The sequence below is a fragment of the Streptomyces sp. NPDC001407 genome, assembly GCF_042895325.1.
GTDB lineage: Bacteria > Actinomycetota > Actinomycetes > Streptomycetales > Streptomycetaceae > Streptomyces.
Map to the genome: position 1 here is coordinate 128,164 of NZ_JBIAWF010000014.1, position 14,076 is coordinate 142,239.

Annotated in this window: 16 protein-coding genes; 15 read left to right on the forward strand and 1 reads right to left on the reverse strand. The window is 70.3% G+C overall.

The features are described from left to right. Positions 1–290 precede the first annotated feature (290 nt). Together ACFY1P_RS20465 and ACFY1P_RS20470 are read left to right on the forward strand one after the other, a co-directional pair. On the forward strand, positions 291–806 hold the full coding sequence (locus ACFY1P_RS20465) for a hypothetical protein (protein WP_390751429.1): 516 nt from the start codon (positions 291–293) through the stop codon (positions 804–806). After that, entirely contained in the window at positions 803–1,000 is a 198-nt protein-coding gene (locus tag ACFY1P_RS20470; protein ID WP_390751430.1) for a hypothetical protein, read from the forward strand. The genes ACFY1P_RS20465 and ACFY1P_RS20470 overlap by 4 nt, the downstream gene beginning before the upstream one ends. 2 nt (positions 1,001–1,002) lie before the next feature. On the opposite strand, the gene ACFY1P_RS20475 is transcribed toward ACFY1P_RS20470, so the two are convergent. Next, positions 1,003–2,370: a helix-turn-helix domain-containing protein gene (locus ACFY1P_RS20475; RefSeq protein WP_390751431.1), complete on the reverse strand. Its 1,368-nt coding sequence runs from the start codon at positions 2,368–2,370 to the stop codon at positions 1,003–1,005. A gap of 285 nt (positions 2,371–2,655) precedes the next feature. On the opposite strand from ACFY1P_RS20475, the gene ACFY1P_RS20480 reads away from it, so the two are divergent. The 13 genes from ACFY1P_RS20480 (at position 2,656) to ACFY1P_RS20540 (ending at position 14,076) form a co-directional block, all read left to right on the forward strand. Beyond that, positions 2,656–3,396 (forward strand): hypothetical protein, encoded by a 741-nt coding sequence (locus ACFY1P_RS20480; protein WP_390751432.1) that lies wholly within the window; start codon positions 2,656–2,658, stop codon positions 3,394–3,396. A 2-nt stretch (positions 3,397–3,398) separates the two neighbouring features. Then, positions 3,399–4,070 carry a thymidylate kinase gene (locus ACFY1P_RS20485; RefSeq protein WP_390751433.1) on the forward strand — a complete coding sequence of 224 codons (672 nt, stop codon included), beginning with the start codon at positions 3,399–3,401 and terminating at the stop codon, positions 4,068–4,070. Next, on the forward strand, positions 4,067–4,939 hold the full coding sequence (locus tag ACFY1P_RS20490) for an isocitrate lyase/phosphoenolpyruvate mutase family protein (protein WP_390751434.1): 873 nt from the start codon (positions 4,067–4,069) through the stop codon (positions 4,937–4,939). The genes ACFY1P_RS20485 and ACFY1P_RS20490 overlap by 4 nt, the downstream gene beginning before the upstream one ends. Before the next feature lie 89 nt (positions 4,940–5,028). Then, a complete protein-coding gene (locus tag ACFY1P_RS20495; protein ID WP_390751435.1) occupies positions 5,029–5,496 on the forward strand; it encodes an NUDIX domain-containing protein in 468 nt (155 codons plus the stop codon). 2 nt (positions 5,497–5,498) lie between these two features. Further along, complete coding sequence (locus ACFY1P_RS20500) at positions 5,499–6,173, forward strand: TylF/MycF/NovP-related O-methyltransferase (RefSeq protein WP_390751507.1); 675 nt, start codon at positions 5,499–5,501, stop codon at positions 6,171–6,173. 5 nt (positions 6,174–6,178) lie between these two features. Then, entirely contained in the window at positions 6,179–7,096 is a 918-nt protein-coding gene (locus ACFY1P_RS20505; protein WP_390751436.1) for an NAD(P)-dependent oxidoreductase, read from the forward strand. Beyond that, on the forward strand, positions 7,093–7,980 hold the full coding sequence (locus tag ACFY1P_RS20510; protein ID WP_390751437.1) for a hypothetical protein: 888 nt from the start codon (positions 7,093–7,095) through the stop codon (positions 7,978–7,980). The genes ACFY1P_RS20505 and ACFY1P_RS20510 overlap by 4 nt, the downstream gene beginning before the upstream one ends. Positions 7,981–8,014: 34 nt before the next feature. Continuing rightward, positions 8,015–9,898, forward strand: a complete 1,884-nt coding sequence (locus ACFY1P_RS20515; protein ID WP_390751438.1) for a radical SAM protein — start codon at positions 8,015–8,017, stop codon at positions 9,896–9,898. Next, positions 9,895–10,611, forward strand: a complete 717-nt coding sequence (locus ACFY1P_RS20520; RefSeq protein ID WP_390751439.1) for a 2OG-Fe(II) oxygenase — start codon at positions 9,895–9,897, stop codon at positions 10,609–10,611. The genes ACFY1P_RS20515 and ACFY1P_RS20520 overlap by 4 nt, the downstream gene beginning before the upstream one ends. A gap of 93 nt (positions 10,612–10,704) precedes the next feature. Then, positions 10,705–10,863 (forward strand): hypothetical protein, encoded by a 159-nt coding sequence (locus ACFY1P_RS20525; protein WP_390751440.1) that lies wholly within the window; start codon positions 10,705–10,707, stop codon positions 10,861–10,863. An 86-nt stretch (positions 10,864–10,949) separates the two neighbouring features. After that, positions 10,950–11,897, forward strand: a complete 948-nt coding sequence (locus tag ACFY1P_RS20530; RefSeq protein WP_390751441.1) for an aKG-HExxH-type peptide beta-hydroxylase — start codon at positions 10,950–10,952, stop codon at positions 11,895–11,897. A gap of 129 nt (positions 11,898–12,026) precedes the next feature. Beyond that, positions 12,027–13,250 carry a class I SAM-dependent methyltransferase gene (locus ACFY1P_RS20535; protein ID WP_390751442.1) on the forward strand — a complete coding sequence of 408 codons (1,224 nt, stop codon included), beginning with the start codon at positions 12,027–12,029 and terminating at the stop codon, positions 13,248–13,250. Positions 13,251–13,359: 109 nt separating this feature from the next. Then, the gene (locus ACFY1P_RS20540; RefSeq protein ID WP_390751443.1) at positions 13,360–14,076 is read left to right on the forward strand and encodes a uracil-DNA glycosylase family protein; all 717 of its coding nucleotides are present in this window, start codon (positions 13,360–13,362) and stop codon (positions 14,074–14,076) included.

The following is a 14,076-nucleotide window of genomic DNA, read 5'->3' on the forward strand; positions in this document are numbered from 1 at the left end:
CCCTCTCGGGGTGACGAACTTCTCTGAAAAGGTGACGTGTTGGGCCTTACAGGTTGCATTGTGCCCCCACCCGGTGTCGCAGGTCGATAGGACTGCGGTTCGGCACATGCCAATTGAGGTGACGCACTTGCGCACCTATAAGACCGAGCGGCATCCTGCATGAGCCACGGTGATGCGCATCACCTTTGTGTGCTCATCCGGTGATCAGTGCACGGCGGGCTGTCGTCCCCCGACGTTGAGCAGCGGCAGCCCGCCGTCAACCCCAACCCCTCCTGTGACGGAGCTGGCACATGCCCGCTTTCCCCGGAACCGCCATTGCCCCGCTCTCCCTGGTCGACCACGAGAAGCTGCATCCGTCGCGGCTGGCCCTTGAGCAGCAGCTGAGGGAGAAGCCCCCGCTCGTCCGGTCCACACGGACGCACGGCGACCTGCCCGCGTGGGACCGCGACACGGACGAGTCGTCCCTCGGTCTGTCCAACGCGCTCGCCCCGCTGGACGTGAAGACGATCCGGGCGACCGTCACGAAGCCCCTCGGGCGCCCGCTGATGACCGACGGGCGGGCCACGGTCAGCCGCGGCCCGCATGCCCACCTCGGACAGCTGATGCCGATCGTCACCGAAACGCACCACGAACTCGTCGGCTTCGTCGGCAGGCGCATGCCCTGCGACCTGCCGGAAACGCACTGGTATCCGCACTACGCCTGCCGGCGGCGCGAGGAGCCCGCGAGCTCCGCCGACCGGTTCCCCGGACCCGCGACCACCTACGAGAAGGCGGAGCGCAACCACCCGGGGATGAGGGCAAAGTGAGCGGGTTACATGCCCGCGAATACCGGGGCAGCAAGATCGACGTGACGCACCCCTTCCGCGCCACGGTGGCTCTGCTCATCGGGGCTCTCGTCCCTCCTGCCGCAATCCTCCTTGCTGGACACGACCCGCAGTCCGCGCCCGTCCGGCTGGCATCGGTCATGGTTCCCGACCAGCCGATCGCCGAAGGGGGTTGAGGTCAGCCGTGGACTCCCGTACGTGTCGCGAACTCCCGAAGGCCTGGCAGGGTGGTGGAGGAGTACAGCAGATCCGTGGTGAGGGCCTTCACCGACGGGCGTCGGGCTTCTTCGGGCGCTTCGTGCTCGATGGCGCGGAGGGCGGCGAAGGTACGGGGGCCGTCACCGAGCTGGTGCCAGATACGGGCTGCGTCGGTGTGGTAGCGGGCGCGGCGCTCGGCGGTCGGGAAGGTGTTCGGATTGATGCGGCGGATGACGGGCACCGCGTCGTCCGGGGCGCCCAGCCTGTTGTAGATGCTCAGGCGGAAGCCCTCGCACTGCTCACGGGTGGCCCGGATGATGACCTGGCCCATGCCTTGCCGGTAGTTGATGCGGTGTCCGAGGGCTTCGGCTTCGTCGACCATGTCGAGCGCGCCTCCGCGGTCGCCGTAGTGCGCCATCGTGTACCCGGCCGTCAGGTCGATGGCGGCTCGGGCGGCTCGGGCCTGCTCGGTGGGGTCGTCGGCGAGCTGGTGGCTGGTGCGCACGAGGAGGTCGGCGGCTTGGTGGTGGCGGCCGGCGCGGCGCATGGCGACGGACAGCATGCGGGTGGCCTCTCCGAGCGGTGCGGGTCGGCCGGAGGCGCGAGCGGCCGCGATCGCGCGGTCGGCTGCGACCCACACGGTCTCGGAGTGCATTTTGCTGGCCAGTTCGCCTGTGAGGCTGTAGGCGTAGGCCGCGAGCGCGCTGGCGTGTTCCCTGGCGTGGCCGGTGAGGTGGTCGCGGGTCGCGTCGGCGGCGGCGAGCAGCAGCGGGAGTTCGGCGCCGAGGGTGTGGTAGCGGGCGTGACGGAAGTCCGCGCGGGCCCGGCGCAGCGCCCGGTCGAGCTGGCCGAGAGGCACGGGGCCGGTGGCGGGCGGGTGGAAGAGCCCGGTCTCCAGCCAGGTGCCGACGTCGGCCGATGGCCGGCCTGTCGCGGTGGCGGGGGCGCCGGTGACTACAGCGGCCCCGAGTCCGGCCGCCCCGGTGAGGAATCCCCTACGCCGCACCGCGTCCTCCTCCTGGATCTCGTGGTCCCCCGTGGCCACCGTAGCCGCCATAGTGCCCCCGGATCCGGGGCTTCGGGGATCTGGTGCCGGGTCCCGCCCTGGCGGGTGAGCGGCGGTGATCAGGTCATCGGGTGGGATGTCGAGCGCGGCCGCGATGCGTGCGAGGACCTCCCAGGGCGGGACGATCTCACCGGCCTCCACCCGGCAGACCCACGACGTCGAGTAACCCACGATCGCCGCGAGCTGTGCCTGCGTCATCTTCGGACGGCGGGCGTTGCGGCGGCCCCGGATGAGCGTGCCGAGGTCGCTGGCGGGCGGCGCGGTCGTGGTGTTGACGCTCACGGTGCCTCCTCGCGGACAGGGCGCGTCCACGGTAGTCGCGCCGAGTCTTCTGCGGCAGGGCGCACGCAAAGAACTTGCGGACTGCTCAAGGCAGTTGAGACATGGCCGTTCCCGTCTTACCGCCTGTGCCCGGGAGACGGACTCTGGGGGAGCCGGTGTCACGGACCGCCGGGCGCCCTCCGGGACTTCGATCGGCTGGCGTTCCCGCCGTTCGGTGACCCTGTCCGCCCGTGATCGATACGCTGCTTGATTCCTGTTTTGCGGTCACCTTTTGAAGGAGGATGCATGCCTGCCGGTCCCCCCGTCGGTTTCTTGCCGTTGCGCGAGGCGTGGGAAGAGCTCGCCACCGGTCTCCATGTCCAGCGCCTGGCCCTGCACCTTCAGGAGTGGCGCGAGGTCGTTCACCACCCTCCGGCCGTGGCGCTGTTCACCGAAGCCGCCCCGGCAGCGCTGGGAGCCCGCCCCGCGCAGTTCGACGGCTCGCGGTCCCGGGCCCTGGTCGAGGCCGCCGGGCTGACCGCGTGGACCGACCTGCCCAGGCGGTACGGCACGAGTGAGTACGCGTCCACGCTGCTGGCCCCCGCCGCCGAGGACACCGCCGCGCTGATCATCGGCCAGCTCACCGACGCCGGTGTGCGCGATGCGGTGCGAGCGGTCACCGCGGCCGCGGCCTGGTGGACCGGCTTCTTCGCGGCCCTCCATCACCGCGGCGTGCACCACCTCACCCTTGACCCCGTCACCAGCGCGATCAGCGTCGCGACCCTGCAACGGGCCACACGGGCCGTGGCGCTGGGCACCGCGGAGCGCGTGCTGCGCCATCAGCTCCACACGGAACCGGTCACGGAGGACGTGCGGCTGGCCTACTGCCGGGTGATCACCGAGGGCATCGTGTGGGAGAGCAGTATCCCGGCCCTGCTGGAAGACCTGGGCGAGCTGCGCCTGGTCGACCTGGTCAGCACCTCCCTCCCGTGGCGTGGGCAGTACACGAAGTACGCCGGGGGCACCGGCGCCGGGCAGGTGGAGTAGCCATGGCGAAGCACTACCCCATGATCGCGGTCGAGGGCCAGGACGGCACCGGCAAGACCACCTTGCGCAAGGGCCTGTTCCGGCTCTTCGAAGGCCTGTACGGCGTGACACCGCTCGCCGTGCTGACCACCAACTACCTCAACGCCGCCGTCGCGGAGGACCTGGTGGACGGCAAATACCGGCCGGCGGCCGCCAACCGGGAGCGGTACCTGGCAGCGCTGGCCGCGGACAAGCAGGCCACCGCCGCGCGGCTGATCATCCCGTCGCTGCCGGTGCGTCCGGTCATCGCGGACCGATGGCTGCTGTCGGAGCTCGGCTTCTTCGCCGTCAAACACGACCAGCCACCCAAGGACACCTACAGCACCCTGGCCCGCAGCATCGGCGTGGTGCCGGACCTGACCCTGGTGCTGGACATCAGCGCCAAGGCCTCCATGGAGCGCGCCGCCTCACGGCCGGGAGATGCCACCCGCCCGGACTGGGACGTGCTGGAGGTGCAAAACCGGGTGCGGGAGGTCTACCGGACGGTCACCGACAGCCCGGCGGCCTTCCCCGCGCTCGGCCCCCTCGCGCGGATCGACGCCGCCCAGGACCGAGCCACGGTTCTGCGGGATGCCTGGCGCGCCCTGGACGAGCACGGCCTGCTCGCCGACCTTCCCCAGGAGGGCTCACGATGACCACCCACACAACGGACACCAGCACCTCGCCGTTAGGAAAGCTGCTGGCACACGCCGCCTCCGCCCGCAGCCTGGTGCGGGCGGTCGGCGCCGCCCACGCCCCGGCCGCGCGGATCGCCGCCGAGGCGGGCTTCGACGCCCTGTGGGTGTCCGGGCTCGAAGTCTCCTGCGCTCTCGGGCTGCCGGACGAGAACGTCCTGACCTCCCGGGACCTTGCCGACGTCGTCCTGGCCCTGGGCCGCACCACGCCTCTGCCAGTGATCGTGGACATTGACAACGCCGGCGGCTCGGCGGCCACCGCCCGGCGCTTCGGCCAGGACCTCGCCCGGACCGGGGCCGCCGCCTTGTGCCTGGAGGACAGCGCCTACCCCAAGTGCAACAGCTTCGCCGTGCACCGCCGCCAGCAGCTCGCCGACCCCCACCTGATGCTCGACCAGCTCGCCGCCCTGCGCGACGCCGCTGGTGAGGGCACGCTGCTCATCGCGCGCACCGAGGCCCTGATCTGCGACCAGCCCCTGTCCGCAGCCCTGGACCGCGCCCGCACCTACGCGCAGGCCGGCGCGGATGCGGTCCTCGTCCACTCCAAAGACACCACCGGCACCCAGGCGTTGCGGTCCGCCGCCGCGTGGACGCTGCCGGTGCCGCTGGTGACCGTGCCTACTGCGTTCCCGCAGCTGGGCCCGGACCGGCTTGCCGAGGCCGGGTTCGCCCTGGCCATCTACGCCAACCAGCTCTCCCGCGCGGCGCTTGCCGCGATGCGTACCGCTGCCCAGACCTTCCGCGCCACCGGCACCTTCGACGGCGTGGAGCTGGCCGCGGTCGGCGAGCTGCTCCAGGTCGCCGACCCGGCCGCCCGCTCCTGCCTCTAGCCCCACCCTGCGCCCCCCCGCTCCGCCCCACACCATCACCGCCGCCCAGAGCGCGGGTGGCGGTCCGACGAGGGAAGGAAGCACCGCGCATGTCCGATCTGCCCCGCATCAGCGTCTCGGTCAAGGCCGCGATTGTCCACGACGGCCGCATCCTGCTGCTTTCCTACGACGACCACTCCGGCTTCCACTACAACCTGCCCGGCGGCAAAGCCCGCACGAACGAGCCCCTGCGCGATGCAGTCGCCCGCAAGGTCTGGGACGAGACCGGGCTGCGCGTGCGTGCCGAGCGGCTGCTGTTCGTCGTCGAGTACGCGCCCGCCCTGTACGCGCACGAGTTCGGCCACACCCACAAGACCCAGCACAACTTCCTGGCCGAGCTCCTCGACGAGAACGTCGCCCCGCGCAAGTCCGACCCTCCCGACCCGGACCAGGTCGGCTTCGCATGGGTACCCCTGGACGACCTGCCCGGCAAGAAGCTCCTGCCGCGCGTGGCCGGGCAGCTGCTCACCGCGCTGGCCGAGCCCGCCGACCGCGACGTGCTCGTGGACCGGTGGTGAGCATGTCCCTGCTCGCCCTCCCATCGGTACGCCGGATCCACGGCTGGCTGCTGGAGCACCATGGCGACACCCTGGACGCCGACCGGCTGCCCGCCATCGCCGCCGAGCTCGAACGCCTCGCCGCCGACCAGGTCCCCGGCGCGGTCGTCGAACTCGGCTGCTACCAGGGCGCCATGGCGCTGTGGATGCGTACGGTGCTCGACACCACCGGCCAGCAGTACCGGCCGGTACACGTCTACGACTCCTTCGAGGGCCTGCCCGAACGCGGGCCCCACGACCCACAGTTGTTCCCGACCGGATTCCTGCGCGCCACAGAGGAGGAGGTCCTCGCCCTGCACGACCAGTGGGGGCTCGCCCGGCCGGCGGTGCACTGCGGCTGGTTCGCCGACACCCTGCCCAGCCGGCTCCCCGACCGGATCGCCTTCGCCTACCTCGACGGCGACTACTACGACTCGATCCGCCTGAGCCTGGCGGCGACCGTGCCGCGCCTGGCACCGGGCGGGGCCCTCATCGTGGACGACTACGCCGACGTCGAAGCCAACCCAAAGGCGTGGAACGGACTTCCCGGCGTGAAAGCTGCCTGCGACGACCACTTTGGCGCCCCCTCACCGATGACGGTCCTCTTCGGCACGGGGGATCTCGCTTTCGGCCGCTACTACCGCCCGGCCGGGCGGTGAGGCGCATGTCCACCATCGTGGTCATCCGCGGCGCCGCCGACATCCCCCTGATAGCCGGGCGGCTGCCCGGGGCCGAGGTACACGAGAGTCCCACGCTCGACGCCACGGACCCACACCTGGCCGGCACCGCGGACGTGCTGGTGCTCCGCTCCGGCCAGAGGCTCGACGCGGCACGGCTCGCCCGCTGGCCCGCGCTGCGCCACGTCATCCGGGCCGGCTCCGGCCTCGACGGCATCGACACCACAGCCCTCCAGGAGCAAGGCGTCAGCGTCCACCGCAACCCCCACTCGTCCGCGGGGGCCGTCGCCGAGTGGGCCCTGGCCGCCTTCCTCGCGCTCGCCCGCCGCATCCCCTACGGCCACGCCGCCCTCGCCCACGGCGAGCACACCAAAACCGCCTGTCTCGCGCCCCCGCCCAGCACGTTGCGGCTGGCGATCTGGGGCGGCGGCCCCATCGGACACGCCTGCGCGGGCGCACTTGCCCCGTACGTCGCCGACATCACCTACGCGGCCCGGGCGAGCCTTCCCGCGCACTACCGGCAGCTGCCGCCCGGGGAACTCACCGGTTGGGCCGACGTCCACCTCGTTGCCCTGCCGCTGAACGGCCAGACCCATGGCATGTTCGGCCCCGCCTTCCTGGACGCGGTCCGGCCCCGGCGGCCCCACCTGATCTGCGTGGGCCGCATGGACACGCTCGACGTGCCGGCCTGCCTGCGGGCCCTGGCCGCCGATGAGCTCGCCGGGCTCGCCATCGACCCCATCGACGCCCACGACCCGCCCCTGCCCACCGGCGGCAGACCCATGAACCTGCTCCTCACTCCCCACATCGGCGCACAGCGCACCGACGTCCGCACCGTCCTCGACTCCTGGGTCGCCGACACCGTCCGTGACCTGCTCACCCCAGCAAAGGACACCGACCCGTGAACGCCACGCCATGGGCCACCCAGCGGCTGGCCATCGCCCGCCTCTCGGCCGTCTGTCTGCTCACCGAACACCCCACCGCGCAGGTCTGGCTGGTCAGCGCGCTCGCCGAGCACCACGCCCACGCCCGCAGCGACATCGACCTGCTCCTGATCACCCCCGACCTCGCCCCCACGATGGCCTCCCGCATCGTCGACAGCGTCCGCGTGGACGTCCGCGCCGTCGCCCAGTGCGAAACCGACCAGTGGCACACTCACCTTCGCCAGTTCTCGGTCACACGCAGCGCGCTCGAGGAATTCCGCACCGTCCGGGCCCGGCTCGCTGATCTCACGCTGCTGCGCACCGCGCGGACCGTGCGCGACGGGGTGTTCGTACCGGTGCTGGACAGCGCCGGCCGTGACGGCTACCGCCGGTGGGCGCTGGCCGACCGCGCCGAGGTCGCATCCAGCCTCGCCGAAGACCTCGTCGGTCTCGTCGAAGCCGGGCTGCGCCCGCACGCGGATCTGGTCTGGGCCCGGCTCGCCATCACCCTCGCCCAGGCCGAGACGGTCGCCGCTGGGGCCCCGCTGCTCAGCGAGAAGTGGCTGCCCAGCCTCCACCCCGCGGGCGGCGCCGCCACCGCGCCGCCCGCCGTGGACTGGACGAACCCGGAGCGCGCGTCCCGGTGCTTCGCCCACGCCCAGGTCCGCCTCGCCGACGCGCTGCTGACGTGCTGGCCCGTCACCGCCCCCGCCGAGCCGGTCGATCCGCAGCTGACCGGCTTCGGCTGGCTCCCGCAGCACTACGCCGACGGCTGGTTCCTGCGCAACGGCGACCAGCACACCTGTGTGCCCGACGCGCAGGTGCCCGCCTGGCGGACGGCCGTCGCCCAGCACACCCGCCCCTGACCCCCTGACCCTGCTCTGCGCGAGGGAGGCAATTGTGCCGACAGCTCGCCCTGTACCCGGCCCCGACGACGACGTCGCCGACGGCAGCGTGTGGCTGCCGCTGGAGGACACCGACGAGCACACGGCGGTATCCGTGATCTGCAAGCTCCGCGGTGAGACCTGCGACGTCGACTGCCTGTACTGCTTCGAGAAGCGCAAGGAAGCCCCCGGCGGTGCCGCGATCACGCCGGAGCAGATCACCCACCTGGGACGCCTCTTCGGAAGCCGTCCCCTGACGGTCGAGCTGCACGGCGGCGAACCGCTGACCATCGGCAAGCCCGCCATGGCCGCCCTGCTCGATGAGCTCGCCGCCCAGCCCACCGTCCGCCGCGTCCACCTCCAGACCAACGCCGTCCGCCTGGACGACACGTGGCTCGACCTGTTCGACGCCCACTATCCGCGCCTGCACATCGGCATATCCCTCGACGGCGACGAGGACGGCAACTCCTGGCGCGTCGGCTACGACGGCACGCCCCTCTACCCGCGCGTCGCCGCCGCCTTGAACCTGCTGGGCAAGCGCGGCCGCACCTGTGGCGTCATCACCGTCGTCACCTCCGCTGTCCTCGGCCGGGCCCCCGCAGTCCTCGACCACCTTGCTGCCTTCACCGCGGTGCGCGCCATCAACCTCGTGCCCGCCTTCGACACCTCGGTCACCGAGCCGACCGCGCCCGTCGGCACCCGGCCGAGCCCAAGCCGCCGCCTGCAGCAGCAGGCCCTCACCACCGGCACTCCGGCCTGGGCCATCACCCCGGACCAGTACGCGCAGTTCGTCCTCGACGCCGCCGCCCACTGGATCAGCACCGGCCACTTCCGCCGCATCAAACTCGACCCGGTCGTCGCCGCGATCCGCCGCCTGCGGGGGCTGGACACCACCCACTGCCACTTCACGAACCGCAAGTGCTCCCACGTCTTCACCACCTACCCCGGCGGACGCCTCGGATCCTGCGACGAGCTCGACTGGCCCCAGGCCCACCTCCTCCCCCTGGCCACCGCCACGACCGAGAAGGACATCGTCGGTGCCCAGCACCGCAACCCCCTGCTGACATCAGGGCGAGCGCTGATGGACACCTGCCGCACCTGCCCGTACCACACCACGTGCGGCGGGGGCTGCACGGCGACCCGGTGGCGGATGCGGCAAAGCACCGGAGGCGACGATGCCTACTGCCGCCACCGCGCACGCATCATCGACGGCATCGCCGCCCTCCTCGCCGCCCCCGACGACCCGGACGGCGCCCGATGCCTGCGCGCCCGCTGGCGCCCCCGCATCCCCAACGAGATGCGCGACGTTCCCGCGTTCCTTGCCCGCTGGGACGACCCCGACGCCCCGCGCGAACCGGCCCGGCTGCGCACCAGCACCCACGGCAACATCAACTCCACCGGCCTGCCGGGCGTCCACGAGGCCGACGACCTCGACCCGCGGCACCCCCAGTGGCGCGAGGGCATCGAACCGGGCGTCTGGCCGCTGCTGAACGTGATCACCAGCTGGGGCGCGGTCACCTACGACAGCTGCCAAGGCCACCCCCACACCGGCACCGGCCTGGCCTCCGCCGTCTACCGCGTGGGCCTGCTGCCTCGCACCCGCGACGAATACGCGCGCCTCGCCGCCCGGCTGTGCCGCACCCTCACCGACGCCGACGGCTACCTGCCCCCCGCCGTCACCGCCCGCCTCGCCCGCACCGACCTGACCAGCACCACCACCGGCACCCGCCACCCCGCCCTCGAACTCAGCCTCACCCCCGCCCCCGGCGCAACCTGGGCCGACTACTTCAACGGCCTGGCCCAGGCCGCCCGCACCCTCACCCACGTCGCCCGCCACACCAACCCCACCGGGCCCTGCGGATGCGCCGAGCGCCCGCCCCGCCGAAGGGAGACACCGTGATCCACATCGCCGAAACCCTGAGCACCGGCAGCATCGAAGCCTTCCTCACCCCCGGTGAACTCCAGGACCTCATCGCCGTGATGGACCCGCTCGTGAGCTCCGACGACCGCCGCCGTTTCGACACCGACCGCACCAGCACCCTGCACACCATCCCCGGCCACACCAGCGCCCAGGCCATGGCCGTCTACGAACCCGCCGGCCGCCTGGAGATCCACGACGTGCCCGAGGCCGCGGCGAAAACGCTGCGCGACGCCTTCGACAGGGCCCTGCCCGCCCTCACACGGGCACTGCCGTCGGTGACGGCCTGCCGGCCCTGGATGTACGTCGAATACGGCCCCGGCCAGCACATCACCCCCCACCTCGACGGCATCGCCCCTGACCCCGCCGCCTGGCCGCGGCAGATCGCCGGCATCAGCGTCGTCCTCCAGCACGCCGACGACGGCGGACAGTTCTTCGTCGAGACCACCGCCGCACCCTCCCTGTGGAGCGATACGGAGGCGGCCGCGGGCTACCACCAGCCCATGGCCTTCGCCTGCGACGGCGCCGACGGCTCCGCCCCCTGGTTCTGCGACATGCCCCGCACCCGCTGGGACGTCGCCCCGTGCCCCGGGACCGCCCTGTTCTACGGATCCCAGATCGCCCACGGCACCGAACCCGTCCGGACCGGCCGGGAACGCAAGTTCATCAGCTGGCTCATCAGCGACCGCACGTAGGGACACCGCATGCGACCCCATACCCGCGGACCGCCCGAAATCCCCCGACCCGACCGACGAACGCACCCAACCACAGGAACAGGAGAGCGAACCATGAGCACCAGCGACCCGTTCACCGAATTCCTCACCACCGTGGCGAAGCTGCGGGACGACGACGCCAGCCTCCGCGCGAGCGCCCACACCTCGAGCGTCTCCTCCGACGCCTGGAACGACCCGGCAGCCAAGGACGAGGCGGCCAGCACCGCTCACTGACCCACGCCACCCGCACCTCGGTGATCAGCCCGGTGCCGGGACGCCCCATCACCCGGCACCGGGCCCCAAGAGATAGAGGCCACAGCATGCACACCGTGCCCGACGTCACCACCGCACTCGACCTGAGCGCCATCACCGACCACCAAACCCGCCGGACCGCCACCATCCGCCATGCCCTCGACCCCAACAGGCCGTACGACCCACCGCCGTCGGGGCACCCGATCGCGGTGGACTACGCCGTCGCGCACCACTTCCTGGAAGGCGGTCACGACGCGGCGCAACGCCGCGACGCCGACGCACTTGCCTGGCACCGCTCCGGCTTCTCCCACGGCTGCACCCACCTGACCAGGTCCACCGTCGTCGGGCCACGCATCGTCATCGCTCCGCCGGCTGACGACATGGTCCGCTCGCCGCGCTCGGAGACGCCGTACTACGTTCTCGGGCCCCGCTCCCGCCCCGCCCCCGAAGCCCTGGGCGTTCTGGTCGCCAGGGCCTTCGCCCACGTCGACGAGACCGGGCTGGGACCGCTGGTCGCCGCCCACGCCGCAGTAGTCTGCCTGACCGGGCAGCGGCGCCCCGAGCAGCTCATGCGCAACTTCAGCATCACGAACCTGCCCGCCACGCTCTTCACCGACCACCTCGGCGACCCCGCCGTCCTGGGACGCGAACTGGTCCACGAGGCCGCGCACAACTGGCTCAACGACGCCCTCGCCGCGCTCGACCTGACGATCCCCAGCGACCAGTCCTTCTTCTCACCCTGGCGAGGCACCCACCGGCCCGCCTTCGGCTTCCTCCACGCCTGCTTCGCCTTCCCCCTGACCATGATCTACGCCGCCCGCGCCCTGCCCACGGCCACCGGGACCGCCCACACCGTGCTGGCCGATCACCTGCACCAGCACCAGGCCCATCTCGCCGCGGTCACCCAGGACTTCCCCCAGGCACTGAACCTCGTACGCAACACAGGCCTGCGCGACCGCCTCGAGACCGTCTTCACACATGGCGCGGCGCCGCATCTGTCCGAGACCAGCCACTGACCAACGGCACCCCGGCCCCGGCACGACCCTGCCAGGCCAATCCCGCCTGCGCAGGAGACCGCACGACGGGTGGAACAGTGCCGCCGGGGGACAACAGAGGCCCATATGAGTCCGAACAGTACCTACTGGATGAACTACGCCATTCGCGTCGCACAAAGGGCGCCATACCCAGATCGGCGAGTCGGCGTTGCGCTCGTTTCCGGACACAACGAGTTGATTTGCTCCGCCTTCGAGGGCGAAGCGCGCGGCGCATCCTGGTATCGCACCCTGCGGAGCAAGATTCAAGAACTCGGAACACCCAGCGCACACAGCGCATATCTGACGATCAACACCCTGTCAGCGGACTGCTCATTTGAGCTCGCCGAGCTCTTGAAGGACGTGCGCATCGACAGGGTCTATGTCGGTCTGCCAGATCCCGCGCTGACGAGTTACCTCGACGACGATCCCGTCACCGCACGAGGCCATGTACATCGCTTCCCCGACGATTTGCAGCGCGAAATCCTGGAGCAGAACCGAGACCTCTACGCGGCGAGCGAGCAAAGCATCGAGTGCAACCCCCACTACTCCACGCATCGCATCAGCGAAGCCGTGTCCACTGGGCTGAGGTCGATGGGGTTCGCGCTGTCCAGGAGTGATGTCAACGCGAACAGGGGGAGGGTTGCGCTCGCCTCTCTCATCTGCACGAGGTACGGGATCGGGTACCAAGAGGCTGATCGCGCCGTAGGCGACGCACTGGCCGAAGCGTTCGACGCGAAGTATGGCACCTATGACTACGCGTACGACGCTCGTGCCGCCAACGTGAGGTGGGCCGACGACTTCATGTCGGTCTACAGGGAGTCGTCCACACGGTCTCTGTCCGCCGTCAACATCCTCAACGTCGGCGTGGGCTCCGGCCACGAAGCAGCAGCCTTGTTTTCAGACTGCCCGCAGATCACCTTTGCCGACATCGCCGAAAGCGGGCTTGCAAGCATAAGCGGACGCATTCCCTCATCGAGAACTGTCGTCTCCAGCGCCGAAGACCTGTCCGCTCTACCGGAGAACAGTTTTGATCTGTATGTCTCATTGAGGACGTACAACTCGTCATTCTTCGACACGTCCGCAGCAGCTTCAGAGGCGCACAGAGTACTGAGGCCCGGTGCCGCGATTATCGTCTCCGTGGCCAACGGATTTCTGTATGCTCAGCAGGGCTGCGTCGTGCCGGGACTGATCATCCCTGGCACTGAATTCGTCGACCTCTATCGGGGGATGGACACCGCCAATCTGATTGGTGCGGAGCTCGGCGGCGCCGGATTCAAAGATGTCCGAATGTTCCCAACAAGTACCGAGATTTACCTATCGGCGGTCGCTGCCTAACATTGCGACCGCCCTCCGGCCGGGCCACGGTCGCGACGTCCCACCAGTTCCGCGGGAAGGCTGGCGACCGGTCGGTCTGGAGTGACCAGCGTGAAGGAAGGACTCTGCAATGAACGGGCGAACGAGCGTTGCCGATCGGATCCTGCAGTTCAACGAGGAACTCGCGCAGACGACACTTGAACTACCGCCCGGATTCGCGGTCATCAACCCGTTCAGCGGCCCCCAGAAGGAGCGCGTCCACGAGGTGACGACTGCGTTCTACCACAAGTACTACGACGACGACAGGCCGCGCCGTCTGGTGCTGGGGAGCTCGCCCGCCCGACGCGGCACGGCTGTGACCGGGGTCCCGTTCGAGGATGCCAAGCTCCTCGAAAGCGAAACGGGAGTCGATGTCGACGGCTATGCGGTGAGCCGGCCCTCCGCCGGATTCCTGCACGACGTCATCAGGCGCTACGGGGGCCGGACAAGATTCTATGCCGACTTCGTCATGAGCTTTGTCTGCCCTCTCGGCCTGGTGAGAACAAACCCTCAGGGAAGAGAGGTAAATTGCAACTACTATGAAAACAAGAAGCTGCTGGAACTCCTGCACTCTTTCCTCGTGATAGCCCTGGAGCGCCAGCTGGCATTCGGAATCGACGCCTCGGTGTGCTACTGCATCGGCAGCGGCGAGAACTTCTCGTTCCTCTCGAAGGTGAACGAGGGCCAGCGCTTTTTCCAAAAGATCGTGCCCTTGGAGCATCCGCGCTTCATCACGCAATACAACGGGGCGAGAAAGGAGGAATTCGCCGAAAAATACCTCAGCGCTCTGCGTGGAGAAGGTGATTAG

What these genes read in the sequence shown, in the direction of transcription:
- ACFY1P_RS20495 (WP_390751435.1), top strand. Translation starts at nt 5,029, where the DNA reads ATGTCCGATCTGCCCCGCATCAGCGTCTCGGTCAAGGCCGCGATTGTC.
- ACFY1P_RS20525 (WP_390751440.1), top strand. Translation starts at nt 10,705, where the DNA reads ATGAGCACCAGCGACCCGTTCACCGAATTCCTCACCACCGTGGCGAAG.
- ACFY1P_RS20535 (WP_390751442.1), top strand. Translation starts at nt 12,027, where the DNA reads ATGAACTACGCCATTCGCGTCGCACAAAGGGCGCCATACCCAGATCGG.
- ACFY1P_RS20465 (WP_390751429.1), top strand. Translation starts at nt 291, where the DNA reads ATGCCCGCTTTCCCCGGAACCGCCATTGCCCCGCTCTCCCTGGTCGAC.
- ACFY1P_RS20530 (WP_390751441.1), top strand. Translation starts at nt 10,950, where the DNA reads ATGCACACCGTGCCCGACGTCACCACCGCACTCGACCTGAGCGCCATC.
- ACFY1P_RS20505 (WP_390751436.1), top strand. Translation starts at nt 6,179, where the DNA reads ATGTCCACCATCGTGGTCATCCGCGGCGCCGCCGACATCCCCCTGATA.
- ACFY1P_RS20500 (WP_390751507.1), top strand. Translation starts at nt 5,499, where the DNA reads ATGTCCCTGCTCGCCCTCCCATCGGTACGCCGGATCCACGGCTGGCTG.
- ACFY1P_RS20485 (WP_390751433.1), top strand. Translation starts at nt 3,399, where the DNA reads ATGGCGAAGCACTACCCCATGATCGCGGTCGAGGGCCAGGACGGCACC.
- ACFY1P_RS20480 (WP_390751432.1), top strand. Translation starts at nt 2,656, where the DNA reads ATGCCTGCCGGTCCCCCCGTCGGTTTCTTGCCGTTGCGCGAGGCGTGG.
- ACFY1P_RS20490 (WP_390751434.1), top strand. Translation starts at nt 4,067, where the DNA reads ATGACCACCCACACAACGGACACCAGCACCTCGCCGTTAGGAAAGCTG.
- ACFY1P_RS20540 (WP_390751443.1), top strand. Translation starts at nt 13,360, where the DNA reads ATGAACGGGCGAACGAGCGTTGCCGATCGGATCCTGCAGTTCAACGAG.